Here is a 25,085-nt window from a genome sequence, read left to right as displayed (position 1 = left end):
GTAGATGTCCGTATCGGACGAGACCACCACCGTCACCGACGGCATCATCCTGACCGACGCCGCCGCGGCCAAGGTGAAGGCCCTGCTCGACCAGGAAGGCCGTGACGACCTCGCGCTGCGCGTCGCCGTCCAGCCCGGCGGCTGCTCCGGCCTGCGCTACCAGCTCTTCTTCGACGAGCGCTCGCTCGACGGCGACGTGGAGAAGGACTTCGACGGCGTCAAGGTCGTCACCGACCGCATGAGCGCTCCGTACCTGGGCGGCGCGACCGTCGACTTCGTGGACACCATCGAGAAGCAGGGCTTCACGATCGACAACCCGAACGCGACCGGCTCCTGCGCCTGCGGCGACTCCTTCAGCTGATGCAGTGACCGTCCGGCGGCGCGACCGCCGGCGGTGTGACGAAGGCGGCGGCCCCTGTCCGGGGGCCGCCGCCTTCGCGCGTGCGCGGCGGGTCAGCGCGGCATCGCCGACGCGTCCGGCCGCAGCGAGCCGGCCTTCGCCCTCGCGATCTTCCTGCCGTCGGTGCCGACCACCGTCCGCCCGTCCAGCGGGGCGTCCAGCCGTACGGTCTTCACGTACTCCTTGGCGATCAGCACGCACACCCGGTGCGGCCAGGGCGTCTCGGTGACCCGCACGGTCACCCGGCCGCCGCTCTCCCGCGCCGACGTCCGGTAGTCGGCGCACACCCCGCCGGAGAAGCTCAGGTCCAGCGTCCGCCCGTCGGCGGTGTAGGCGTTCACCCGCACGCTCCGGCTCTTCCCGGGCGCACCTGACGTCCGTGGCGCCGAGGGTCCGCCGGACGCCGGGGACGGGGACGCCGACGCGAGGTAGGCCGGGTCGACGGCCGGGTACGTCACCGTGAACGCGCCGCCCGCCGTGGACCCCCGCACCCGGAACAGCCAGGACGGCACCAGCGCCTGCCGGCCCCCGACGGAGTGCGCGGCCAGCCCGAACACCGCCTTCTCCACGGTCACCGTGTCCCGGGCCCCCGCGGGCGCGGGCGCCGTGGCGGCCGTACCGCACGGCTGCTCCAGCCGGTCCTTCAGCGGCACCGGGGTGGCGCACCCGCCGATCCCCATCCGGTGGGCGTCCTTCACCGGCCCGTTCATCAGCGCCAGCGTCCCGCGCGCGCCCAGGACGGGGTACGTGTCGCCCTTCACCGGCGTGGCCAGCAGTCCGTGGCCGCCGACCAGCTCGCCCCGCCGGCCGACGGTCAGGCCGGTCGTCCAGCCGTACGTGGGCAGGCCGCCGACGACCGGGTCGGCGTGGACCACCCGCTGGTCGCCCATGACGTCGCCCGCGTCGGTTTTCGGGTCGTCCAGCCCCGCCGCCTTCAGGACCGGCGCCGCCGCCTTCTCGGCGCGGGCCACGCTCACCGGCTCGCCGGCCGGGGCGGCCGGGTCGTGTGTGCAGACGGTCACCTTCCGGCAGTTGTCGGTGCCGGGCGCCAGCCGGGTGAAGGTCCAGCTGCCGGGTGCGTCCCGGCTCACCTCCAGGACCGGACCGGAACCGTCCTGGCCGCCGACCCGCCAGAACCGTCCCTCGGCCACCGGACCGCCCGTGAGGCCGAACGCCTTCGCCAGCCGGACCACCCGGTCCCGGCCGATCCCGGGCCCCGGCTCGTACACCGGCGCGGAACCAGGCCCGTCCGGCAGCTCACCCCGCGCCACGTACCGGACGCCGTACGGGTCCGGCTCACCGGGCGCGATGCCGCCCGTGCCGCCGGTGGTCCAGCCGTCCAGGGCGAGCGGCGGGGGAGCGGTGCTCCTGCCGGAGGCGGCCGGGCCGTCCGTACGGCCGCCGCCGTCGCTCGCGGCGAGGTAGGCGCCGCCGCCCCCGGCCAGCAGTACGGCCGCGGCGACGGACACCACGACGGCGGCCGGCCGCCGCCGTCCCGCCGTCTCCGGGGCTCCGGGTGCCCCGGAGGTCTCGGGGTCCGGGGAGATGTCCGGCACCTCCGCAGGGGGCCGGGAGGCGCTGTCCTCGGGTCCGGACGCCCCGGAGGGCTTCGCCGGCCGTTCCCCGGACGCAGGGGGAACCTCCGCGTTCCCGGCGTTCTCAGGCCGCTCGGTGTTCACCGCATCGCTCCTCGCTGGGTCGTGTCCCGCAGTCCCCGACGCGGGGGACGCCGATGGGACGCGGGAGGGGAGCGCACGGTTCCCGGAGCGTGACCCCCGGGGGTCACGCCCCCGCGGGCGGCGTCCCGCGGATCAGTCGCCGTAGTCCGACATCGCGTCCAGCAGCCGGGCGGACCGCGCGGGCACCGACACGCCGTGGATGCGGGACGGCGGCACCGGCCGGGACTCGACGTGCTCGGGGGCCGCCCAGTGCGGGGCCATCCGGGCACAGTCGCCGCGGAGTGCGGCCAGGTCGCCGTCGGTGTCGGCCGGGGCGGAGGAGGTGACCTTCGGGTTCGTCATGACCGCACCGTAGACACGTCACCGGCCGCGAAGAAAGATCTACTATCGGGTAGTTTCGTCAGCTACAGCGGTGGCTCCCGAGCGGGTAGCGTGAACTGTCAACTCAGCCTCCCGCAGGAGAGATCGCGTCGTGCGCATCGCAGTCACCGGCTCCATCGCCACTGACCACCTCATGACCTTCCCCGGCCGCTTCGCCGACCAGTTCGTCGCGGACCAGCTGCACACGGTTTCGCTCTCCTTCCTCGTCGACAACCTCGACGTACGCCGGGGCGGCGTCGGCGCCAACATCGCCTTCGGCATGGGCCAGCTCGGCACCAGGCCCATCCTGGTCGGAGCCGCCGGCTTCGACTTCGACGAGTACCGCGCCTGGCTCGACCGGCACGGCGTGGACACCGAATCCGTCCGCATCTCCGAGACCCTGCACACCGCCCGCTTCGTGTGCACCACGGACGCCGACCACAACCAGATCGGCTCCTTCTACACCGGTGCGATGAGCGAGGCGCGCCTCATCGAGCTGAAGACCGTCGCGGACCGCGTGAACGGCCTCGACCTGGTCCTCATCGGCGCCGACGACCCCGAGGGGATGCTCCGCCACACCGAGGAGTGCCGTTCTCGCGGCATCCCGTTCGCCGCCGACTTCTCCCAGCAGATCGCCCGCATGGGGGGTGAGGAGATCCGGATCCTGCTGGACGGCGCCACCTACCTCTTCTCCAACGAGTACGAGAAGGGCCTCATCGAGTCCAAGACCGGCTGGACCGGCGACGAGATCCTGGCCAGGGTCGGCCACCGCGTCACCACGCTCGGCTCGCGGGGCGTGCGCATCGAGCGGGCCGGCGAGGACCCGATCGAGGTCGGCTGCCCGGACGAGGAGCGCAAGGCCGACCCCACGGGTGTCGGCGACGCCTTCCGCGCGGGCTTCCTCTCCGGGCTGGCCTGGGGGATCTCCCTGGAGCGGGCGGCGCAGGTGGGCTGCATGCTGGCGACGCTCGTCATCGAGACCGTCGGCACGCAGGAGTACCGGCTGCGCCGGGAGTCCTTCATGGAGCGCTTCACCAAGGCGTACGGGGAGCCGGCCGCCGCAGAGGTGCAGGGCCACCTGCGCTGACCCCCGGCCCCGGACCGGAACGCGTGGGGACCCCCTCCAACGGGCCCCACGCGCTCTCGGCCCGGCGCTCTCGGCCCGGCACCCTAGGGTCGGCACCTCGGAACCGCACCTCCGGACCGGCACCCCGAGTCGGCAGCCTCGGAACGGCGCCCCCCGGGGATCGCACCCCCGGGACGGCACCTTCGGGACAACGCCCCCGGGCCAGCACCCCGAGTCGGCAGCCTCGGAACGCCGCTCCCGGGGATCGCACCCCCGGGGCGGCCTTCCGGAACCGCATCCCCGGGATCGCACTGTCGGGACGGCACCCCGGGCGGGGCCCCCGGGATGGAGCCTCTGGGGCCGCCTCGGGCCGGCGCCCCCGGACCGCACGCTCGGGCGGGCGGGATCGCGCCCTCGGGACGGCCGCCTCGGGCCGCCGCCCCCTGGGCCAGCACTCTGGGGGACGGCGCCCCCGGGGATCGCATCCCCGGGCCGGTGCTCCGGAACCGCATCCCCGGGAGCACGCCTTCGGGCCAGCACCCCGGGCGGGACCCCCGGGATCGAGCCCCTGGGGCCGCCTCGGGCCGGCGCCCCCGGACCGCACCCTCGGACGGGCGGATCGCGCCCTTGAGACGGCCGCCTCGGGCTGCCGCCCTCGGGTCGGCACTCTCGGGGACGGCGCCCTCGGGCCGGCGCTCCGGAACCGCATCCCCGGGATCGCACTGTCGGGACGGCACCCCGGGCGGGACCCCCGGGATCGAGCCCCCGGGGCCGCCTCGGGACCAGCGCCCCCGGGAGCAGCGCCCTCGGGACCAGCGCCCCCGGGAGCAGCGCCCCCGGGAACCCCGCGCCCCGGAACCGCGCCCCCCGGACGGCCCCCTCAGCTCACCCGGCGGACCACGTACGCCGTGCCCCGCTCCGCCGGCTCCTCGCCGGCGTACTCCTGCCCGCGCATCTCGCACCACGCCGGAATGTCCAGCCGGGCCGCCTCGTCGTCGGACAGCACCCGCACCGTGCCGCCCACCGGTACGTCCCCGATCACTTTGGCCAGCTCGATGACCGGGATCGGGCACCGTCTGCCGAGCGCGTCGACGAGGAGTTCCGCCGCGCGGACGGCCGTCACCGGCGCCGTAGCCGGTGCCCCCAGCTTCTCCCGCACCCCGGCCACCGCCCCCGGCAGCACCGTCAGGAAGCGCTCCACGTCCGCCTCGGCCGTGCCCGGCGCCAGGGAGACCCGGACGTTCCCCTCGCTCAGCACCCCCATCGCCTTCAGCACGTGGCTGGGCGTCAGCGTGCTGCTCGTGCAGGAGGAGCCGGAGGAGACCGAGAAGCCCGCCCGGTCCAGTTCGTGCAGCAGCGCCTCACCGTCGACGTAGAGGCAGGAGAAGGTGACGATCCCGGGGAGCCGCTGCTCGGGGTCGCCGACCACCTCCACGTCCGGCACCAGCTCCGGCACCCGCACCCGGATCCGCTCCGTCAGCTCCCGCAGCCGTACCGCTTCCTGGGCCGCCTCGGCCCGTACCGCGCGCAGCGAGGCCACGGCCGCCACGATCGCCGGGAGGTTCTCGAAGCCGGGCGCCCGGCCCGACTCCCGCTCGTCCACCGGCCCCTGGGCGGCGAACCGCACGCCCTTGCGCACGACGAGCAGCCCGGCCCCCGGCGGCCCGCCCCACTTGTGCGCACTGGCCGCAAGCAGCGACCAGTCGCCCGCGACCGGCCCCCAGCCCAGCGACTGCGCCGCGTCCACCAGCAGCGGCACCCCGGCCGCCCGGCAGGCCTCGGCCACCTCGGCCACCGGCTGCACGGTGCCCACCTCGTGATTGGCCGACTGGAGGCAGGCCAGCGCGGTGTCCGGGCGGAGCGCGGCGGCGAAGGCCGACGGGTCGACGGCGCCCGTCCGGCCGACGGCCACCCGGGTGACCGTACCCCCGTCCGCCTCGAACACGTCCGCCGAATGGAGGACGCAGGAATGTTCGACCGCGGACACGATCAGGTGGCGTCCGGCCCGGCGCCGCCCGGCCAGCGCCCCCGCCGTCCCGCTGTGCACGGCCCGGGTCCCGGACGCGGTGAACACGACCTCGTCCGCCCGGCATCCCACGGCCTCGGCAGCCGCCTCCCGGGCGGCGTCCAGCAGCATCCGCGCCCGGCGCCCCTCCCGGTGGAGCCGGGCGGGATCGGCCCAGCCGTCCTCCAACGAGGCCAACAGGGCCTGGCGGGCCACGGGATGGAGCGGGGCGGCGGAGGCGGCGTCGAAGTAGGACACACAGCCACGGTAGAACGTGGTCCGGGGGCGGCCCGCCGCAGGGGCACGCGGCCGTGCCCGAACAAGGGCCCGCCGCGCGGCGCGAGCAGCCACGATGCCCTTCGCGGCGCTGCCCCAAAACGCGACAACCCCGAGCTATCAGGCACCCCGTTCCACCCCGTCGGAGTGACAGGCGGCGCGTATGCCCCCCTCCCCGCGAACCCCCGAAGGGCGTCGGCTAGGGTTTGGTCCGCATAAACATCCAAACCCCTGCCCGACGCAGGGCGGCGACCGACCAGCGAGAAGGCCGCAGCCGACCGCGCGGGCGAGACTCTCGGGAAGGCGCTACGTGAGTCCCAACGGCTCCGACCGCTCGCCGCGGCGCCCGATGCGGCGGAAGCTGCTGCAGGCACTGACCGCGGGCCTGGTCCTGGCGACCGCAACCGGTTGCACATACAAGGACTTCCCCCGCCTTGGCATGCCCACCCCGACCACGGAAGAGGCTCCGCGGATCCTCTCCCTGTGGCAGGGCTCCTGGGCTGCCGCGCTCGCCGTCGGCGTGCTGGTGTGGGGCCTGATCCTGTGGAGTGCTTTCTTCCACCGGCGCAGCCGCACGAAGATCGAAGTACCTCCGCAGACGCGGTACAACATGCCGATCGAGGCCCTCTACACAGTGGTCCCGATCATCATCATCTCGGTGCTCTTCTACTTCACGGCCCGGGACGAGTCCAAGCTCCTCGACATGTCGAAGAAGCCCGACGTCACGGTCAACGTGGTCGGCTACCAGTGGAGCTGGGGCTTCAACTACATCGCCGATGTCCCCGGTTCCACCGGTGACGCGCGGACCGACGCGAACCTGGCCGGCGTCCCGGACCGGTACAAGAAGTACTTCCCGGCGCACGCCGGCGGTGTCTACGACGCCGGTACGCCCGGTACGCGCAACCCGCAGAACGGCAACCCCGGCCCGACGCTGTGGCTGCCCAAGGGCAAGACGGTCCGCTTCGTCCTGACCTCTCGTGACGTCATCCACTCGTTCTGGGTGCTGCCGTTCCTGATGAAGCAGGACGTCATTCCGGGCCACCCCAACGCCTTCCAGGTGACTCCTAACAAGGAAGGCACCTTCCGGGGCAAGTGCGCCGAGCTGTGCGGCGTCGACCACTCCCGCATGCTGTTCAACGTGAAGGTCGTCTCCCCGGAGCGCTACGAGCAGCACCTCAAGGACCTCGTCAAGAAGGGGCAGACCGGTTACATTCCCGCGGGCATCGAGCAGACGACCCACGAGAAGAACCGGGAGTCGAACATCCTGTGAGCATCCTCAACGAACCCCAGGGTGCCGCGGCAGCAGGGTCCCACTACGAGGACGAGCTGCCGGTCCGGCGCCAGCGCCGCGGTGAAGTCGTCATCAAGTGGCTCACGACCACCGATCACAAGACGATCGGCACGCTGTATCTGGCGACGTCGTTCGCGTTCTTCCTGATCGGTGGCGTGATGGCGCTGCTCATGCGCGCCGAGTTGGCCCGGCCGGGCCTTCAGATCATGTCGAACGAGCAGTTCAACCAGGCGTTCACGATGCACGGCACCGTGATGCTGCTGATGTTCGCCACCCCCCTGTTCGCCGGTTTCGCGAACTGGATCATGCCGCTCCAGATCGGCGCGCCCGACGTGGCGTTCCCGCGGCTGAACATGTTCGCCTACTGGCTGTACCTGTTCGGCTCGCTGGTCGCCGTCGCCGGCTTCCTCACCCCGCAGGGTGCGGCCGACTTCGGCTGGTTCGCCTACTCGCCGCTGTCGAACGCGGTGCGTTCGCCGGGCATGGGCGCCGACATGTGGATCATGGGTCTGGCCTTCTCCGGCTTCGGCACGATCCTCGGCTCGGTCAACTTCATCACCACGATCATCTGCATGCGCGCCCCGGGCATGACCATGTTCCGCATGCCGATCTTCGTGTGGAACGTGCTGCTGACCGGTGTGCTGGTCCTGCTGGCCTTCCCGGTGCTGGCCGCCGCCCTGTTCGCCCTGGAGGCGGACCGCAAGTTCGGCGCCCACGTCTTCGACGCCGCGAACGGCGGAGCGCTGCTGTGGCAACACCTCTTCTGGTTCTTCGGCCATCCAGAGGTGTACATCATCGCGCTACCGTTCTTCGGGATCATCTCCGAAGTGATCCCGGTGTTCAGCCGCAAGCCGATGTTCGGCTACATGGGGCTGATCGCCGCGACCATCGCGATCGCCGGTCTGTCCGTGACGGTGTGGGCCCACCACATGTACGTCACCGGTGGTGTGCTGCTGCCGTTCTTCTCCTTCATGACCTTCCTGATCGCCGTCCCGACCGGGGTGAAGTTCTTCAACTGGATCGGCACGATGTGGAAGGGCTCGCTGTCCTTCGAGACACCGATGCTCTGGGCCACCGGCTTCCTGATCACCTTCACGTTCGGTGGTCTGACCGGTGTCATCCTGGCCTCGCCGCCGATGGACTTCCACGTCTCCGACTCGTACTTCGTGGTGGCGCACTTCCACTACGTGGTCTTCGGTACGGTCGTCTTCGCCATGTTCTCCGGCTTCCACTTCTGGTGGCCGAAGTGGACCGGCAAGATGCTGGACGAGCGCCTCGGCAAGATCACTTTCTGGACGCTGTTCATCGGCTTCCACGGCACCTTCCTGGTCCAGCACTGGCTGGGCGCCGAGGGCATGCCGCGCCGGTACGCCGACTACCTGGCGGCCGACGGCTTCACCGCCCTGAACACGGTCTCGACGATCAGCTCGTTCCTGCTGGGCCTGTCGATCCTGCCGTTCCTCTACAACGTGTGGAAGACGGCCAAGTACGGCAAGCCCGTCAACGTGGACGACCCGTGGGGCTACGGCCGCTCGCTGGAGTGGGCGACCTCCTGCCCGCCCCCGCGGCACAACTTCCTCACCCTGCCGCGGATCCGCAGCGAGTCCCCGGCGTTCGACCTGCACCACCCCGAGATCGCCGCCCTCGAGCAGCTTGAGCACGCCGGCCACGGCACCAGCGCTGTCACGGGCAGCAAGGAGGCCGGCAAGTGAAGATCCAGGGCTGGTTGTTCATCTGGCTGAGCGTCTTCATCCTGATCATGGCCAGCGTGTACGGCGTGTGGTCGAAGGAGCCGGCCGGTACCACCGCGCTCTTCCTGGCCTTCGGCCTGACGGTCATGATCGGCTTCTACCTGGGCTTCACCGCCCGGCGGGTCGACGCGGGCGCCCAGGACGACAAGGAAGCGGACGTCGCGGACGACGCGGGCGAGCTGGGCTTCTTCAGCCCGCACAGCTGGCAGCCGCTCATGCTGGGCGTCGGCGGCGCGTTCGCCTTCCTCGGTGTCGCGGTCGGCTGGTGGCTGGTGTACTTCGCCGCCCCGATCATCATGATCGGCCTGTTCGGCTGGGTCTTCGAGTACTACCGCGGTGAGAACCGCACCCAGTAGCACCCAGTAGCACGCGCCGAGCGCACCGGGAGCCCGGACCCTCCGCCAGGAGGGCCCGGGCTCCCGTCGTTCGCGCGGCAGTGCGGGTCCGTCCTTTGCCGGAGTGTCGTTCGCTCGTACGGATTACCTGCCGTGCCGGTAAGCTCTCCGTCTCATAGCGTGATCATATGAACCACATTCCGCGGACCCGCACCGTCGTCAGCTGCACCCTGCTGGTGACCGCCCTCGGCGCGGGCGTCACCGCCTGCGGTTCGGACGGCAACCCCCTGTCGGCCAAGCCGTACGACGCAGCGGGCCTGATCTCCTTCAACGGCCCCACCGGTGCAGAGAAGCGGGCCGATCCGGACAAGCCCCTGGAGGTCACCGCCAACGGTGACGAGGGGCGCATCACCGACGTCACCGCCCAGGACTCCACAGGGCGCTACGTCGCGGGCGAACTCGCCGCGGACGGCAGCCGCTGGCACAGCACCTCCCCCCTGGCCGCCAACGCCCACTACACGGTGTCGGTGAGCACCGAGGACGAGGACGGGGCGCCCGGCCGCAAGGTCCTCACGTTCGACACCAGCAAGCCCACCAGCAAGAAACGCCTGAACGTCACCTTCGGGCCGCAGGCGGGCACCTACGGCGTCGGGCAGCCCCTCACGGCCCAGCTCGACCAAGAGATCAAGGACAAGGCGCAGCGCGCCGTCGTGGAACGCGCCCTGCGGGTGGAATCCACGCCGGCGGTGCAGGGCGCCTGGTACTGGGTGAGCGGCAAGGAACTCCACTACCGGCCCAAGGAGTACTGGCCCATCCACGCCACCGTCCGGGTCCACAGCAACCTGGACGGCATCCGGATCGGCGACCGGCTGTGGGGCGGCGCCTCCAAGCCGCTGAAGATCACCACGGGCGACCGGGTCGAGGCCGTCACGGACGCCTCCTCGCACCAGATGACGGTCTACAAGAACGGTGCGGAGATCAACCAGATCCCCGTCACCACCGGCAAGCCCGGCTACGAGACCCGCAACGGCGTCAAGGTCGTGCTCGGCAAGCAGTACTTCGTACGCATGCGCAGCACCACGGTCGGCATCGCCGAGGGCAGCTCCGACTCCTACGACCTGCCGGTCTACTACGCCACCCGGGTGACCTGGTCCGGCGAGTACGTCCACGCCGCCCCCTGGTCCGTGGGCTCCCAGGGCTACGCCAACGTCAGCCACGGCTGCACCGGCATGAACACGTCCAACGCCGAGTGGTTCTTCGACACCGTCCGCGAGGGCGACATCGTGCGGGTCGTCAACTCCGCCGGCGACCCGATGGAACCCTTCGGCAACGGCTTCGGCGACTGGAACGTCGACTGGGCGAAGTGGCGCCAGGGCAGTGCCCTCTTCAACGGCACACCGGACGGCCCGGCACCGGGAGACGCGCTGCGCCTCCAGCCGACGGCCGTGTGAGCGTCACCCGGGGGCGCGGGGCCGTACCGGAGCACGGGCCGCCCGTACGGGCGCGAGGAGCGCCCACGGCCCCGTGCGCGCCCACGGGGCGGTGCGCGCGCACGGGGCGGTGCGCGCGCACGGACCCGCGCCCCGGGTCCCTAGGCGCTCAGCAGCCTCTTGCGGCGCAGCAGGGAGGCCAGCGAGGAGGCGAACCCGACCGGGTCCACCGGCAGCGTCACGGCGGCGTCGGCGCGGCTCCAGGTGGCCAGCCAGGCGTCCTGGGGACGGCCCATCAGCAGCAGCACCGGCGGGCAGTCGAACACCTCGTCCTTGATCTGCCGGCACATCCCCATGCCTCCCATCGGCACGGCCTCGCCGTCGAGCACGCAGACGTCGATGCCGCCCTTGTCGAGCTCGCGCAGCACCGCCTCGGGGGTCGCGCACTCCAGGAACTCCACCGGGGGGACGTCCGGGGCCGGCCTGCGCCCGGCGGCCAGCCGTACTTGCTCGCGGGTGTTGGAGTCGTCGCTGTAGACCAGCACCGTGGCGGTCGGCTGCATTGTTCCTCCGGGACGTCAGCGTCGTACGGACAGGACGGACAGGGCCGTTCGGGCGGATGTTACTCCCATGAACACCACGTCAGCACCGGTTCGGCGGGCGGCAACACTCCGAACGGCACCCCCCGGAGTGAGGGCGGGATAAGCGACCGACATAATGTCGGTCGTGGCGACAGCAACGACAGTAGAAACCGGGCACGCGCACCCGTCGGTCAACCGGCCGAACCTCACCAGCGTCGGAACCATCATCTGGCTGAGTTCCGAGCTGATGTTCTTCGCGGCCCTCTTCGCGATGTACTTCACCCTCCGGTCGGTGACCGGACCGGCCCATTGGAAGGAGATGGCGCACGCGCTCAACGTGCCCTTCTCCGCGACGAACACCACGATCCTGGTGCTCTCCTCCCTCACCTGCCAGCTCGGTGTCTTCGCTGCCGAACGCGGCGACGTGAAGAAGCTCCGCGGCTGGTTCACCCTCACCTTCATGATGGGTGCGATCTTCATCGGCGGTCAGATCTACGAGTACACGGAGCTGGTGAAGAAGGACGGCATCTCGCTGTCCTCGGACCCGTACGGCTCGGTGTTCTACCTGACCACCGGCTTCCACGGCCTGCACGTGACGGGCGGTCTCATCGCCTTCCTGCTGGTCCTCGGCCGCACCTACGCGGCCAAGAGGTTCACGCACGAGCAGGCGACCGCCGCGATCGTCGTGTCCTACTACTGGCACTTCGTCGATGTCGTCTGGATCGGCCTCTTCGCCACGATCTACCTGATCAAGTAGCGGGGACCGCTCCCGCAATCCAGAAGCACCGACGCAGAAGATCCTGACACCGGGGTAATCCGTGAAAAAGCTCTCCGCACGACGACGCCATCCGCTGGCGGCGGTCGTCGTCCTACTCCTCGCGCTGGCGGCCACTGGGGGGCTGTACGCCGCGTTCGCGCCCGCGGGCAAGGCGCAGGCCGACGACTCCTCCCAGTCCCTCACCATCAAGGAGGGCAAGAAGCTCTACGAGGTCGGCTGCGCCAGCTGCCACGGCACCGGTGGCCAGGGCTCCTCCGACGGCCCCAGCCTGGTCGGCGTGGGTGCGGCCGCGGTCGACTTCCAGGTGGGCACCGGCCGCATGCCGGCCTCCACCTCCCAGATGGCCCAGCTCCCGCGCAAGAAGGTCAGCTACACGCAGGCCGAGATCGACCAGCTCGCCGCGTACGTGGCGTCGCTGGGCGCCGGCCCGACCGTGCCGACCAAGGACCAGTACGGCCCGGCCGGCGCGGACATCGCCCACGGCGGCGAACTGTTCCGGACCAACTGCGCGCAGTGCCACAACTTCACCGGCAAGGGCGGTGCCCTCACCAAGGGCAAGTACGCGCCGAGCCTGGAGGGTGTCACTCCCAAGCACATCTACGAGGCCATGCAGACCGGCCCGCAGAACATGCCGTCCTTCCCCGACACCACGCTGCCAGCAAAGGACAAGAAGGACATCATCGCGTACCTGAACGCGGTCAACGGCGATGAGACGGAGAACCCGGGTGGTCTGGAGCTGGGCGGCGTCGGGCCGGTCAGCGAGGGTCTCTTCGGCTGGATCTTCGGTCTCGGCGGACTGATCGCCGTCGCCGTGTGGGTTGCCGCCCGGACCGCAAAGGCCAAGAAGTCATGAGTAGCCAAGACATTCCAGAAGAGAACCTGCCCGCCGGGCGGGACCACGCGCACGGCGCGGTAGACGTCGCGGACCGGGAGAACCCGTTCGCGAACCCCGGACTGCCGCCGCACGAGCACCGGATCCAGGACATCGACGAGCGGGCCGCCAAGCGGTCCGAGCGCGTGGTCGCCCTGCTGTTCACGGTGTCGATGCTGGCGACGATCGGCTTCATCGCCGCCTATCTGGTGATCCCGAACGACAAGTCGATCTTCGTCTTCCCGCTCGGGCACATCAGCGCGATGAACTTCGCGCTGGGACTGACCCTCGGCATCGCCCTGTTCTGCATCGGCGCGGGCGCGGTCCACTGGGCCCGCACCCTGATGTCCGACGTCGAGGTCGCCGACGACCGTCACCCGATCGAGGCCTCCCCCGAGGTCCGCGCGAAGGTCCACGACGACTTCCGCCAGGGTGCCAAGGAGTCGGCGCTCGGCCGCCGCAAGCTGATCCGCACCACGATGTTCGGCGCGCTGGCCCTGGTGCCGCTCTCCGGCGTGATGCTGCTCGGCGGTCTGGGCCCGGCCCCCGGGACCAAGCTCCGGCACACCTTGTGGGCCAAGAACAAGCGCCTGGTCAACATGAACACCAACCAGCCGCTGCGTCCCGAGGACATCGAGGTCGGCTCGCTCACCTTCGCCAAGCCCGACGGGCTGGAGGAGCGCGCCGAGGACTTCCAGGACCAGATCGCCAAGGCGGCCCTGATGATCGTCCGGCTCCAGCCGGGCAACATCAAGGACAAGCGCGAACTCGACTGGTCGCACCAGGGCATCGTCGCGTTCTCGAAGATCTGCACCCACGTGGGCTGCCCGATCTCCCTGTACGAGCAGCAGACGCACCACGTGCTCTGCCCGTGCCACCAGTCCACCTTCGACCTCTCCGACGGCGCCCGGGTCATCTTCGGCCCCGCCGGCCACCCCCTGCCGCAGCTGCGCATCGGTGTGGACAGTGAGGGTTACCTCCAGGCGCTCGGCGACTTCGAGGAGCCCGTCGGTCCTGCTTTCTGGGAGCGCGGATGAGTACTGCATCGAACGAGACGAATTCGTCCACCGCTGCCGCGGCGGGCCGCTCTCGCGGGAAGGCCCCGGCCGGCGAGCGGATCGCCGACTGGGCCGACGGCCGGCTCGGGATCTACTCCCTGGCCAAGGCCAACATGCGCAAGATCTTCCCGGACCACTGGTCCTTCATGCTCGGCGAGATCTGCCTGTACAGCTTCATCATCATCATCCTGACGGGTGTCTATCTGACGCTGTTCTTCCACCCGTCGATGAACGAGGTCGAATACCACGGCAGCTACGTCCCGCTCCAGGGACAGCTGATGTCCGAGGCGTTCAACTCGACCATGCACATCTCGTTCGACGTGCGCGGTGGCCTGCTCATCCGGCAGATCCACCACTGGGCGGCGGTCGTCTTCCTCGCCGGCATGTTCGTGCACATGATGCGCGTGTTCTTCACCGGCGCGTTCCGCAAGCCGCGTGAGATCAACTGGCTGTTCGGCTTCCTGCTGTTCGTCCTCGGCATGTTCACCGGCTTCACCGGTTACTCCCTGCCGGACGACCTGCTCTCGGGTACCGGTGTCCGCTTCACGCAGGGCGCGATCCTGTCCGTGCCGATCGTCGGCACGTACATCTCGATGTTCCTGTTCGGCGGCGAGTTCCCCGGCCACGACTTCGTGGCCCGGTTCTACTCGATCCACATCCTGCTGCTGCCGGGCATCATGCTCGGCCTGGTGGTGGCGCACCTGATCCTGGTCTTCTACCACAAGCACACGCAGTTCGCGGGCCCCGGCCGGAACAACAAGAACGTCGTCGGCATGCCGCTGCTGCCGGTCTACATGGCCAAGGCCGGTGGGTTCTTCTTCCTGGTGTTCGGCTTCATCGCCCTCATCGCCGGCATCGCGTCCATCAACCCGATCTGGGCGATGGGCCCCTACCGTCCGGACCAGGTCTCCACGGGCGCCCAGCCCGACTGGTACATGGGCTTCGCCGAGGGTCTCGTCCGCGCCATGCCGGGCTGGGAGATCAACTTCTGGGGCCACACGCTGGTCCTGGGCGTGTTCATCCCGCTGGCGCTGTTCGGGCTGTTCCTCGCGATGATCGCGCTGTACCCGTTCATCGAGTCCTGGATCACCGGCGACAAGCGCGAGCACCACATCCTGGACCGGCCGCGCAACGCCCCGACCCGCACCGCCTTCGGCGCCGCGTGGGTCGCCGGCTACGTGATCATGCTGATCGGTGGTGGCAACGACATCATCGCCACGCACTTCCATCTGTCGATCAACGCGGTCACCTGGTTCGTCCGCATCGCGTTCTTCGCCGGACCGGTCCTCACGTTCATCGCCACCCGGCGGATCTGCCTCGGCCTCCAGCGCCGCGACCGCGACAAGGTGCTGCACGGCCGCGAGACCGGCATCATCAAGCGGCTGCCGCACGGTGAGTTCATCGAGGTGCACGAGCCGCTCAGCCAGGAGCAGCTGCACACGCTCACCTCGCACGAGCAGTACCGGCCGGCCGAGATCGGTCCGACGACCGACGAGAACGGCGTCGAGCGCAAGGTGGGCACCTCGCAGAAGCTGCGGGTCAAGCTCTCCAACGTCTACTACGGCGAGGACAGCCAGATCCCCAAGCCGACCGTCGAGGAGTTCAAGGAGATCACGAGCGGCCACGGCCACCACTGATCCCCGCGTCGCCACACCACGCAGAAGGGCCCCGTCCGCCTCGCGGACGGGGCCCTTCGCGGTGCCTCGGGCTGGATAGGGTGGGGTACGACCGAGCAGGACCGTGTACGAGGAGCGGCTGATGAGCGCTGTGACCCCCGCTGGAGGCGACACCACGGCGGGCCGCTCCTGGCCCGTCCTGCTGAACGGCCTCCTGGAGGGCCGTGACCTGGCGGCCGACGACACCGCGTGGGCGATGGACCGCATCATGCGCGGTGAGGCGACCGACGCCCAGATCGCCGGTTTCGCGGTGGCGCTGCGGGCGAAGGGGCAGACGGTCCAGGAGATCACCGGCCTGGTCCGCACGATGTACGAGCACGCGAACGTGATCGAGGTGCCCGGCCGCACCGTCGACATCGTCGGCACCGGCGGCGACGGGGCCAGGACGGTGAACATCTCCACCATGTCCTCGCTGGTCGTCGCCGGCACGGGCGCGAAGGTCGTCAAGCACGGCAACCGCGCCGCCTCCTCGGCGTCCGGCTCCTCCGACGTCCTGGAGAAGCTCGGCGTCAACCTCGACCTGACCCCCCGCCGGGTCGTGGAGGTCGCGGAGGAGGCCGGCATCACCTTCTGCTTCGCGGTGAAGTTCCACCCCGCCCTGCGCCATGTGGGCGCCGCCCGGGGACAGCTGGGCATCCGGACCGTGTTCAACCTGCTCGGCCCGCTGACCAACCCGGCGCGGGTGCGGGCCCAGGCGGTCGGTGTCGCCGTCGCGCACGAGGCGCCCATCGTCGCGGGCGTGCTCGCGGAACGGGGCAACTCCTCCCTGGTCTTCCGGGGCGACGACGGCCTGGACGAGCTGACGACGACCTCCACCTCCCGGGTGTGGGTGGTCCGCGACGGCCGGGTCCGCGAGGAGTCCTTCGACCCCCGTGACGCCGGTCTGCCCCTGGTCCCGGTGGAGGCGCTGCGCGGCGGCGACCCGGCCCACAACGCCGACGTCGCCCGCCGTCTGCTCGACGGCGAGCAGGGACCCGTACGGGACGCCGTCCTGCTGAACTCGGCGGCGGCCCTGGTGGCCCTGGAGCCGACCGGCGCGTCGCTCACCGAGCAGCTCCGCGCGGGCATGGCGCGAGCCGCGGAGTCGATCGACTCGGGCGCGGCCCGGCGGACGCTGGAGCGGTGGGTGGCGGCCAGCAACGCCTGACCGCACCGCACGTCGTCCCGCGATCCGGACACGGGTTGCGGGACGACGATCAGTTCGCGTACGTTCTTCCACCAGGTCATGAGTGACAGTCATGAGGCCCCGGCCGACTGTCCGGCAACCCTCCGTCCGTGGCGGGGTGCCCCGGGTGAAGACCAGGCCGTGGACAGCAAGGTCCACGGCAAGCGCGGATCCCTCGCACACCTCTCAGGGTGTGGGACCAGGGATCCTGGTCGTCGAGGAGCCTCCCGTGAGCAAGCGAATGCGCTAGGGCCGCAGAGCCCCGCCTCCGCATCCCCCTTCACCCCACCGGCGCTCAAGCACACCCGCTCGCCCGGCGGATTCCACCTGCCTTCACGGGAGTTCAGCCATGTCCGTCTCCACCGCTGCCGCCGACCGGTCCCTCTGCGCCCCGCTGCCCGTCCTGGGCCGGGACGTCACCGTCCCGCTCGTGACGGGCGGCGAGGTCGCCTACGCCGCCCTCGACTACGCGGCCAGCGCCCCCGCCCTCCAGCGGGTCTGGGACGACGTCGCGGCCTACGCCCCGTACTACGGCAGCGTCCACCGTGGCGCCGGCTACCTCTCCCAGCTCTCCACCGACCTGTTCGAGAACGCCCGCAGGACCGTCGCCGAGTTCCTCGGCTGCCGCCCGGACGACCAGGTCGTCTTCACCCGCTCGACCACCGACTCCCTCAACCTCCTGGCGCGCGCCCTCCCGGCCGGCTGCCAGGTCTTCGTCTTCGAGACCGAGCACCACGCCTCCCTGCTGCCCTGGCAGGACGCCCGGGTGACCTACCTCGACGCCCCGCGCACCCCGCGCCAGGCGGTCCGCACCCTGGAGCGGGCCCTCGCCGGCCGCGACCCCCACGGCCCGGCCCTGGTCTGCGTCACCGGCGCCTCCAACGTCACCGGCGAGCTGTGGCCGGTGCGCGAGCTGGCCGCAGCCGCGCACGCCCACGGCGCCCGCATCGTCCTGGACGCCGCCCAGCTGGCCCCCCACCACCCGGTGGACATCCGGGACCTGGACGTCGACTGGGTCGCCTTCTCCGGCCACAAGCTGTACGCCCCCTTCGGCTCCGGTGTCCTGGCCGGCCGCGCCGACTGGCTGCGGGCGGCCGAGCCGTACCTCGCGGGCGGCGGCGCCAGCCGCAAGGTCACCCGGCGGCAGGACGGCGGGGTGGCCGTGGAGTGGCACGACAGCGCCGCCCGCCACGAGGCCGGCTCCCCGAACGTGATCGGCGCCTACTCCATCGCCGCCGCCTGCAAGGCCCTCACCGAGGCCGGCTGGGACACCCTCGTCGCCCGCGAGGAGCAGCTGATCCGCACGGTCCGCGAGGGCCTCGCCGAGGTCCCGGAGGTCAGGATCCTCTCCCTCTTCGGCGACGACGCCCCGCGCGTGGGTGTCCTCTCCTTCGTCGTCGAGGGCTGGAACAGCTCGCACTTCGCCGCCGCCCTCTCCGCCGAGTACGGCATCGGCGTGCGCGACGGCCTCTTCTGCGCCCACCCCCTGGTCCGCACCCTGCTGGGCACCGACCCGCAGACCCAGGGGGAGTGCGGCGCCCCCGAGGCGGCCCCGGGCGAGAAGTCCCTGAACGCCGTCCGGGTCAGCTTCGGCGCCGGCACCCCCGACGAGCACGTCGAGCGCTTCGTGAACGCCGTACGGGAACTGGTGCGCGACGGCGCCCGGTGGCAGTACCGCACGGAGGACGGCCGCTGCGTCCCGGCGGTCTGAGACCACCCGGCCCGCCTCCCGGCTCCTGCCGGGGTGGCGGGCCCCGGTCGCCGGGCTAGTTGTCGAGGCCGATGGCGAAGGCCGCTTCCAGATCGTGCTGGGAGTAGGTGCGGAACGCGACGTGCGTGTCGGTGGCCTCCACGCCGGGGATCTTGCTGATCCGGCCGGGGATGATCTCGGCGAGGTCCTCGTGCTGCCCGACCCGGACCATGGCGATCAGGTCGTAGGTGCCGGTGACCGAGAAGACCTCGCTGACGCTCTCCAGCGCGGCGATGCGCTCCGCGATCTCGGGGATCCGGTCCACGCTGGTCTTGATCAGGACGATCGCGGTGATCACGGCTGTGTCTCTCCCTCGGTGACCGGAGCTGGTGCGGCCCTCACTCTAGTCGCCCGCCCGTCCGCCACCACCGCCCCGCCGGTTCCGTCCGCGCGGTTCCGCCCGCGTCCGTAGCGCACCCACGCGTAGCCGAACCCCAGACCGAACCCGACCAGGTGCGCGAGGTAGGCCACCCCGGGCCCGTCGGAGGCCCGCCCCGCCGCGAACCACTGGAGCGCCGCCCAGAACGGCAGCACCACCCAGGCCGGGAAGCGCAGCGGCAGGAAGAACAGGAACGGCAGAAGACTGGTCACCCGGGCACGGGGGAACAGGTAGAGGAACGCTCCGAGGACCGCCGAGATCGCCCCGGAGGCGCCGACCAGCGACTGTTCGGAGGCGGCGTTGGCGGCCGCGTAGCCCAGCAGGGCGAGATATCCGCAGCCGACGTAGAACAGGGTGAACTGCACCCGGCCCATGCGTTCCTCGGTCATCGCCCCGAAGACGAAGAGGAAGAGCATGTTGCCGAGCAGGTGGACCCAGCCGCCGTGCACGAACAGCGCGGTGGCCGGGGTGAGCGCCTCCCGGGCCGGTCTGCCGAACAGCACGGCCGGCACCACGCCCCAGCGCCGGAAGTACGTCCGCTGCGCGGCGAGCAGCGCGTCCCCGGTGCCGTACCCGGGGGTGAGCCCGGAGGCGGGGCCCAGGACGAAGATCAGGCAGCACAGGACGATGAGGCCGTACGTGATCGGTGCCGGGGTGCCCCGGACCGCTCTGAGGGTCCTGCCGGCCGCCGTGCTCCAGGTGCTGATCATGACTACAGAGCATGACGTAACGGGACGCAAGCTGACAGACCGCCTCGCCGCCCTGGACGCGCGGGCGGCGAGGACCCGGCAGGCCGTAGGGTTACGAGCCACACGCGCCGGGGAACGGCGCGTAACGACACGAGAAGGAAGCGGACGGTCACGATGACGGTTCCCCTGCCGACGGCCACGACACGATGGCGCTGCACGCTGTGCGGCAACCTCACCCGCTTCGACGTGACCCGTTCGTCCAAGGTCGTCGAGTACGTCCACCTCGACCTGGCCGGTGAGCCCACGGTAGAGGAGCGCGAGGTGGTCAGTGAGACCATCGAGTCGGTGCGCTGCCGCTGGTGCAACGCGGTGGACCAGGTGGAACTCGTGGACAGGCCGGGCAACGGCTCCTGAGCGGAGCGGTCCCGGGGCGGCTTTTTCGGTATTGGGGTGTGACGGATGGTGGAGACCGCAGGCGGGGGGCCGGGCGACGGCACCGCTGAGGTGCTTGACCGTCCGCTGCCCGACGGCGTGCGCCGGCGGGTCGTGCAGATCGTCTCGGACGCCTTCGGCGGGCTGACGGTGGCCGAACTGCCCGCCCAGCTGCGGCAGTACGCCCGGTTCGCCCCGAACCGCCGGGCCAAGTTCGCCGGCAACGCGATGGCGGCGGCGCTGGAGACCGATCCGCTGTTCCGGCAGCGGATCGGCGACAAGTTCAGAGAGACGCAGCCGGAACTCGCCGGCGCCCTCGACTCCGGCTCGCCGCCCCCGGCCGCGGACCCGCTCGACGTGGCGGCCGCGGCCTACGTACTGCGCCCGGCGGGCTGGGTGAAGCTGGTCACCGCGGCCGGCGAGGAGGCCCAGCGCGCGGACGCCGAGCGGGCCGGCGAGGAGAGCCGCGCCGAGCTGGAGCGGCTGCGCGCGGAGCTGGCGCAGGCCCGCGACCACACCCGCGCCGAGACCGAACGGCTGCGCACGGAGCTGGAGTCGGCGAAGAAGGAAGCCGACTCGCTGCACCGCAAGCTGCGGGCCGCGCTCAGCGACGTCAAGCGGGGCGAGGCCGCGCTGCGCAAGGCGCACGGCGAGATCGACGCCGCGCGCGCCGAGGCGCACGCGCGGGTGTCGGCCGCGGACAGCGAGTCGCGGCGGCTCAAGGCCAGGCTGAGCGAGTCCGAGGCCGCGCTGGAGGCCACCCGGCGGGCGGCCCGGGAGGGCCGCAGCGTGGAGGACATGCGGGTACGGCTGCTGCTCGACACCCTGCTGGAGGCGACCCAGGGCCTGCGGCGCGAACTCGCCCTGCCCCCGGTGTCCGTGCGGCCGGCCGAGACGGTCGACGCGGTGGAACCGGGCCGGATGACCCCGAAGGACATCGCGGCACGGGCCCTGTCCGAGCACGATCCGGCCATCCTGGACCAGCTCCTCGCACTCCCGCAGGCGCATCTGGTCGTCGACGGCTACAACGTGACCAAGACCGGCTATCCGCAGATGCCGCTGGAGAAGCAGCGGCTCCGGCTGCTGGGCCAGCTCTCCGCGCTCGCCGCGCAGACCGGGGCCGAGGTGACGTGCGTCTTCGACGGCGCCGAACTGGCCGCGCCGGTGCTGCTCGCGCCGCCGCGCGGGGTGCGGGTGCTGTTCTCCAAGCCGGGCGTCACGGCCGACGAGCTGATCCGCCAGCTGGTGCGCGCGGAGCCGCCGGGGCGTCCGGTCATCGTCGCGTCCACGGACCGCGAGGTGGCCGACGGGGTCGCCAGGGCCGGTGCCCGTCCCGTGGCTTCTGCGGTACTTCTGAAGCGACTGTCCTGAAGGTCCAACGGACGTCGCTCATGCCCGAATTGGTCGTTGCGTCGCGCAACGTTGCGTCAATCGGGTCTCACTACAAGTGAGTTATGTGCAAAGAATGCATGGCGTGACAGGGTTTTTTCCTGTGAGGATTTGAACTGATCACAACTGTGTCACTAGGGTCTGGGCTCGAACCTCCGAACGGGTGATCACTCACAAGAAGGAGTTCGTCCTCCGTGGCGTCCCACCGTCGACCCAAGCAGCCCAGTCGCACCCGCGTGACCGTGCTGACCACCGCAGCCGCCGCGGCCGTCGCGCTCAGCGCGAACGCCGCCAACGCCGCCCCCAGCGAGAAGCTGAGCAAGGACGAGGTGAAGGCCAAGGTCGACAAGCTCTACGAGCAGGCGGAGCAGGCGACCGAGAAGTACAACGGCGCCAAGGAGAAGCAGCAGAAGCTCCAGAAGGACATCTCCACCATCCAGGACGATGTCGCCCGTGGCCAGGAGGAGCTCAACAAGCTGCGTGACGGCCTGGGTTCGCTGGCCACCGCCCAGTACCGCTCCGGCGGCATCGACGCCTCCGTCCAGCTCTTCCTGTCCTCCAACCCGGACGACTACCTCGACAAGGCGTCCACCCTCGACCAGTTGAGCAGTCAGCAGGTCGACGCGCTGAAGAAGATCCAGGACAAACAGCGCGAACTCGCCCAGGAGCGGGCCGAGGCCACCGAGAAGCTCAAGGACCTCGCCGCCACCCGCACCGAGCTGGGCAGCAAGAAGCAGGAGGTGCAGGGCAAGCTCGCCGCCGCGCAGAAGCTCCTGAACACCCTCACCGCCAAGGAGAAGGCGCAGCTCGCGCAGGAGCAGCAGCGCGCCAACCGCTCCTCCACCGAGCGTGTGGACCTCGGCGACGCCCCGCCCGCCTCCGGGCGCGCCTCGGCGGCCTTCTCCGCCGCCCAGACCCAGATCGGCAAGCCGTACGTCTACGGCGCCACCGGCCCCTCCTCCTTCGACTGCTCGGGCCTGACCTCCTGGGCCTACGCCCAGGCCGGCGTGTCCATCCCGCGCACCTCCGAGGCGCAGGCGAACATCGGCACCCGGATCGGCTCCGTCGGTGACCTGAAGGTCGGCGATCTGGTCTTCTTCTACGGCGACCTGCACCACGTGGGCCTGTACGCCGGCAACGGCCAGGTCCTGCACGCCCCGCACACCGGTGCCGTGGTCCGCTACGAGGCCATCGGCAACATGCCCTTCCAGTTCGGCGTCCGGGTCTGACCCCGTACGACACGGACACGAGGGGCGCCCGAACGAGCGAATCCCGGTGACCGGAACTGACGTCACGCCCCGCCCATGACCTGCGTCAGCGGCGGGGCGTCACCCTGTGTTGACTCCGCGGTCTTTGGCCCGGACCCCTCCGCACGGCTACTGTCTGCCGCGTTTCCCCGGCGCCGGGGTCTCCCCGTCCCCGGCGCCGGGCGGACGTGTCCTGTAGGCCAGCGGAAGGAACACGGCTTCTCGTGGGCTCTCATCGCCGTCTCGCCCCGTCCGGCTTCGACCGGGGCTCCGTCGCCCTGTGCGTGGTGTCGGCCGCGGCAGCCGCGCTCGGCGCCGTACCGGCGCACGCGACGCCGGACGCCGACACCCGCGCCGAGGTGGACCGTCTGTACGAGGCCGCCGAGAAGGCCACCCAGGCCTACGACCGGGCCGGGGAGCGGGCCGGGGTGCTGCGCCGGGAGGTCCGCGACGCGCAGGACCACATCGCCCGCCAGCAGCAGCGCATCAACACCCTGCGGGAGCGGCTGGGTTCGCTGGCCGGCGCCCAGTACCGCGCCGGCGGCATCGACCCGGCGGTCGCCCTGCTCTTCTCCGACGACCCCGACGACTACCTCGACAAGGCGTCCACCCTCGACCGCATCGGCAGCCGGCAGGCGGGCCAGCTCCGCCAGTTGCAGTCCGCGCTGCGCGACCTGGCCCAGGAACGCGCGGAGGCGACCGGCAAGCTCGCCGAACTGGAGCGCAGCCGCAGGGCGGTGGCCGCCCACAAGCGGACCGTGGAGCAGAAGCTCGCCCGGGCCCGGCAGCTGATCAACGCGCTGCCCGCCGCCGCGCGCGCCGCCTACGACCGGGCCTCCCGGGGCAGCCGCGCGGGCCTGCCCGGCCCGGTCGGTGCCGTCGCCGCCGACGGCCGCGCCGCCGCGGCCCTGGCCGCCGCCCGCTCCGCCCTCGGCCGCCCCTACGTGTGGGGCGCCAACGGCCCCTCCGGGTTCGACTGTTCGGGCCTGGTGCAGTGGTCGTACGCGCACGCGGGCATCCACCTGCCGCGCACCTCGCAGGCGCAGCGCTTCGCCGGTCGGCAGGTCCCGCTCTCCCAGGCCCGCCCCGGCGACCTGGTCGTGTACCGCTCCGACGCCAGCCACGTGGCGATGTACGTCGGCAACGGCCAGGTCATCCACGCGCCCTACCCCGGCGCCCCGGTGCGCTACGACCCGGTCGGGATGATGCCCGTCTCCTCGGTCACCAGACCCTGACCGCCCGCTCGCCGTACGATCGGGAAGTGGCTGGTCGCAGGCGGGCATGGGGTGTCGGAGCGGTGGGACTGGCTCTGCTGCTGCCCCTTGCCGGGTGCCGCGGCGGGCCCGCGGCCGACCCGGCCGGGGCCGAGGTGCAGCGGATGCTCGACCGGCGCGCGGCGGCCCTGCTCGGCCACGACGAGAGGGCGTACGGCGCGACGGGCGCCCGCACCGAGTACACCCGGCTGCGCGCCCTCCCGCTGGCCTCCTGGAGCTACCGGGTCACCGGCCTGCGGCGCACCGGCACCGGCGCCACCGCCGACGCCGACCTGCGTTACCGCGTCGCCGGCTACGACCGGGCCTCCGTCGGCGCCCGCCGTACCCTCACCCTCGCCCGCACCGCCGGCGGCCGCTGGTACGTCACCGCCGACCGGCCCGCCGGCAGGGCCGGGCAGCAGCTGTGGGACCAGGGCACGGTGACCGTGGTGCGGGGCGCGCACAGCCTGGTGCTCGGCGCCGGCGGGTCCGCCGCCGGCCTGCGGACGTACGCCCGGCTGGCCGACCGCGCGGTCCCGGCCGTCTCCGGGGCCTGGGGCGCCGGCTGGAGCCGCCGGGTCGTCGTCCTGGTCCCGCGGTCCCTGGCGGGGATGGCGGCCCTGCTCGGCTCGCCGGCCGCCACCTACCGGGGCATCGCCGCCGTCACCACCGGCGAGGTGAGCGCGACCCCGGCCGGGCCCGCCGGCGCGGCCCCCGCCGACCGGGTGGTGGTCAACCCGGAGGCGTACGCGGTCCTCGGTGACCTCGGCAAGCAGGTCGTGCTCACCCACGAGACCACCCATGTCGCCACCCGGGCGCAGACCACCGCCGCCACCCCGCTGTGGCTCTCCGAGGGCTATGCCGACTGGATCGGCTACCTGGACACCGGGCGCACCCCGGCCGAGGCCGCCCCGGAACTCGCCCGGGCCGTCCGGCAGGACGAGCTGCCGGCCACCCTCCCCGCCGACCGGGACTTCGGCTTCACCAGCGACCCGACCGACCTGGCGCGCGCCTACGAGGGCGGCTGGCTGGCCTGCCGGATGATCGCCGGACAGTGGGGCACGGCCCGCCTGGGCGCCTTCTACCGGGCCGTCGGCGCCCACGGGAAACGGCCGGGGGCGGTCGAGGATGCACTGCGGGAGGTACTCGGCACGACCCCGCGGGACTTCACCGCACGCTGGCGGCGATACGTCACGGCACAACTCGACTGAGCCCGCCCACAGC

Annotated in this window: 23 protein-coding genes and 1 riboswitch; of the genes, 17 read left to right on the top strand and 6 right to left on the bottom strand. The window is 71.7% G+C overall.

What is annotated here, in order from left to right:
• Positions 1 to 4 precede the first annotated feature (4 nt).
• Positions 5 to 361 (top strand): iron-sulfur cluster insertion protein ErpA, encoded by a 357-nt coding sequence (gene erpA, locus AB0F03_RS01080; RefSeq protein WP_121789178.1) that lies wholly within the window; start codon positions 5 to 7, stop codon positions 359 to 361.
• A 92-nt stretch (positions 362 to 453) separates the two neighbouring features.
• On the opposite strand, the gene AB0F03_RS01075 is transcribed toward erpA, so the two are convergent.
• Both AB0F03_RS01075 and AB0F03_RS01070 read right to left on the bottom strand, forming a co-directional pair.
• Positions 454 to 2,079 (bottom strand): hypothetical protein, encoded by a 1,626-nt coding sequence (locus AB0F03_RS01075; RefSeq protein ID WP_361984957.1) that lies wholly within the window; start codon positions 2,077 to 2,079, stop codon positions 454 to 456.
• A 132-nt stretch (positions 2,080 to 2,211) separates the two neighbouring features.
• Positions 2,212 to 2,421, bottom strand: coding sequence for a hypothetical protein (locus tag AB0F03_RS01070; protein ID WP_361984954.1), 210 nt, complete (start codon positions 2,419 to 2,421; stop codon positions 2,212 to 2,214).
• A 130-nt stretch (positions 2,422 to 2,551) separates the two neighbouring features.
• On the opposite strand from AB0F03_RS01070, the gene AB0F03_RS01065 reads away from it, so the two are divergent.
• A complete protein-coding gene (locus AB0F03_RS01065) occupies positions 2,552 to 3,526 on the top strand; it encodes a carbohydrate kinase family protein (protein WP_361984951.1) in 975 nt (324 codons plus the stop codon).
• 859 nt (positions 3,527 to 4,385) lie between these two features.
• Here AB0F03_RS01065 and AB0F03_RS01060 read toward each other — a convergent pair.
• Positions 4,386 to 5,768, bottom strand: a complete 1,383-nt coding sequence (locus AB0F03_RS01060) for an aminotransferase class V-fold PLP-dependent enzyme (protein WP_361984948.1) — start codon at positions 5,766 to 5,768, stop codon at positions 4,386 to 4,388.
• A gap of 328 nt (positions 5,769 to 6,096) precedes the next feature.
• Between AB0F03_RS01060 and coxB the strand changes: the two genes are divergently transcribed.
• The 4 genes from coxB to AB0F03_RS01040 all read left to right on the top strand — a co-directional run bounded on the left by coxB (position 6,097) and on the right by AB0F03_RS01040 (position 10,614).
• Entirely contained in the window at positions 6,097 to 7,056 is a 960-nt protein-coding gene (coxB, locus tag AB0F03_RS01055) for a cytochrome c oxidase subunit II (RefSeq protein WP_356825137.1), read from the top strand.
• Positions 7,053 to 8,789 (top strand): cytochrome c oxidase subunit I, encoded by a 1,737-nt coding sequence (gene ctaD / locus AB0F03_RS01050; RefSeq protein WP_361984944.1) that lies wholly within the window; start codon positions 7,053 to 7,055, stop codon positions 8,787 to 8,789. Before coxB ends, ctaD begins: the two co-directional genes overlap by 4 nt.
• Positions 8,786 to 9,184: a cytochrome c oxidase subunit 4 gene (locus AB0F03_RS01045; protein ID WP_361984941.1), complete on the top strand. Its 399-nt coding sequence runs from the start codon at positions 8,786 to 8,788 to the stop codon at positions 9,182 to 9,184. The genes ctaD and AB0F03_RS01045 overlap by 4 nt, the downstream gene beginning before the upstream one ends.
• A 167-nt stretch (positions 9,185 to 9,351) precedes the next feature.
• Positions 9,352 to 10,614, top strand: a complete 1,263-nt coding sequence (locus tag AB0F03_RS01040; protein ID WP_361984938.1) for an Ig-like domain-containing protein — start codon at positions 9,352 to 9,354, stop codon at positions 10,612 to 10,614.
• 140 nt (positions 10,615 to 10,754) lie between these two features.
• Here AB0F03_RS01040 and AB0F03_RS01035 read toward each other — a convergent pair whose 3' ends face one another.
• Positions 10,755 to 11,156 (bottom strand): hypothetical protein, encoded by a 402-nt coding sequence (locus AB0F03_RS01035; protein WP_361984935.1) that lies wholly within the window; start codon positions 11,154 to 11,156, stop codon positions 10,755 to 10,757.
• A 154-nt stretch (positions 11,157 to 11,310) separates the two neighbouring features.
• Between AB0F03_RS01035 and AB0F03_RS01030 the strand changes: the two genes are divergently transcribed.
• From AB0F03_RS01030 to AB0F03_RS01005, 6 genes are all read left to right on the top strand, one after another.
• The gene (locus AB0F03_RS01030) at positions 11,311 to 11,931 is read left to right on the top strand and encodes a heme-copper oxidase subunit III (RefSeq protein WP_361984932.1); all 621 of its coding nucleotides are present in this window, start codon (positions 11,311 to 11,313) and stop codon (positions 11,929 to 11,931) included.
• Between the two features lie 61 nt (positions 11,932 to 11,992).
• The gene (locus tag AB0F03_RS01025) at positions 11,993 to 12,805 is read left to right on the top strand and encodes a c-type cytochrome (RefSeq protein ID WP_361984929.1); all 813 of its coding nucleotides are present in this window, start codon (positions 11,993 to 11,995) and stop codon (positions 12,803 to 12,805) included.
• Positions 12,802 to 13,860 carry a Rieske 2Fe-2S domain-containing protein gene (locus AB0F03_RS01020; RefSeq protein WP_361984926.1) on the top strand — a complete coding sequence of 353 codons (1,059 nt, stop codon included), beginning with the start codon at positions 12,802 to 12,804 and terminating at the stop codon, positions 13,858 to 13,860. The genes AB0F03_RS01025 and AB0F03_RS01020 overlap by 4 nt, the downstream gene beginning before the upstream one ends.
• Positions 13,857 to 15,518, top strand: a complete 1,662-nt coding sequence (locus AB0F03_RS01015; protein WP_361984923.1) for a cytochrome bc complex cytochrome b subunit — start codon at positions 13,857 to 13,859, stop codon at positions 15,516 to 15,518. The genes AB0F03_RS01020 and AB0F03_RS01015 overlap by 4 nt, the downstream gene beginning before the upstream one ends.
• A gap of 121 nt (positions 15,519 to 15,639) precedes the next feature.
• On the top strand, positions 15,640 to 16,704 hold the full coding sequence (trpD, locus tag AB0F03_RS01010) for an anthranilate phosphoribosyltransferase (RefSeq protein ID WP_361984920.1): 1,065 nt from the start codon (positions 15,640 to 15,642) through the stop codon (positions 16,702 to 16,704).
• A gap of 74 nt (positions 16,705 to 16,778) precedes the next feature.
• Positions 16,779 to 16,895: riboswitch (SAM riboswitch) on the top strand.
• A gap of 176 nt (positions 16,896 to 17,071) precedes the next feature.
• Positions 17,072 to 18,433, top strand: coding sequence for an aminotransferase class V-fold PLP-dependent enzyme (locus tag AB0F03_RS01005; RefSeq protein WP_361984917.1), 1,362 nt, complete (start codon positions 17,072 to 17,074; stop codon positions 18,431 to 18,433).
• A gap of 55 nt (positions 18,434 to 18,488) precedes the next feature.
• Here AB0F03_RS01005 and AB0F03_RS01000 read toward each other — a convergent pair whose 3' ends face one another.
• The gene (locus AB0F03_RS01000; RefSeq protein ID WP_121789193.1) at positions 18,489 to 18,770 is read right to left on the bottom strand and encodes an Lrp/AsnC ligand binding domain-containing protein; all 282 of its coding nucleotides are present in this window, start codon (positions 18,768 to 18,770) and stop codon (positions 18,489 to 18,491) included.
• Positions 18,767 to 19,561: a rhomboid family intramembrane serine protease gene (locus AB0F03_RS00995; RefSeq protein ID WP_361984914.1), complete on the bottom strand. Its 795-nt coding sequence runs from the start codon at positions 19,559 to 19,561 to the stop codon at positions 18,767 to 18,769. The genes AB0F03_RS01000 and AB0F03_RS00995 overlap by 4 nt, the downstream gene beginning before the upstream one ends.
• Positions 19,562 to 19,714: 153 nt before the next feature.
• Here AB0F03_RS00995 and AB0F03_RS00990 point away from each other — a divergent pair, with 153 nt between their 5' ends.
• The 5 genes from AB0F03_RS00990 to AB0F03_RS00970 all read left to right on the top strand — a co-directional run bounded on the left by AB0F03_RS00990 (position 19,715) and on the right by AB0F03_RS00970 (position 25,072).
• Complete coding sequence (locus AB0F03_RS00990; protein ID WP_356820636.1) at positions 19,715 to 19,954, top strand: hypothetical protein; 240 nt, start codon at positions 19,715 to 19,717, stop codon at positions 19,952 to 19,954.
• A 45-nt stretch (positions 19,955 to 19,999) separates the two neighbouring features.
• Positions 20,000 to 21,343, top strand: a complete 1,344-nt coding sequence (locus tag AB0F03_RS00985) for an NYN domain-containing protein (protein WP_361984911.1) — start codon at positions 20,000 to 20,002, stop codon at positions 21,341 to 21,343.
• Positions 21,344 to 21,555: 212 nt separating this feature from the next.
• Positions 21,556 to 22,590, top strand: a complete 1,035-nt coding sequence (locus tag AB0F03_RS00980; RefSeq protein ID WP_361984908.1) for an NlpC/P60 family protein — start codon at positions 21,556 to 21,558, stop codon at positions 22,588 to 22,590.
• A gap of 242 nt (positions 22,591 to 22,832) precedes the next feature.
• Positions 22,833 to 23,843, top strand: coding sequence for an NlpC/P60 family protein (locus AB0F03_RS00975; protein WP_361984905.1), 1,011 nt, complete (start codon positions 22,833 to 22,835; stop codon positions 23,841 to 23,843).
• Positions 23,844 to 23,869: 26 nt separating this feature from the next.
• The gene (locus AB0F03_RS00970) at positions 23,870 to 25,072 is read left to right on the top strand and encodes a hypothetical protein (protein WP_361984902.1); all 1,203 of its coding nucleotides are present in this window, start codon (positions 23,870 to 23,872) and stop codon (positions 25,070 to 25,072) included.
• Positions 25,073 to 25,085 lie beyond the last annotated feature (13 nt).

This window comes from Streptomyces sp. NPDC028722 (assembly GCF_040637655.1).
Taxonomy (GTDB): Bacteria; Actinomycetota; Actinomycetes; order Streptomycetales; family Streptomycetaceae; genus Streptomyces.
Note: the sequence above shows the minus strand (reverse complement) of the source record. Positions and strands in the feature narration are given on the sequence as shown.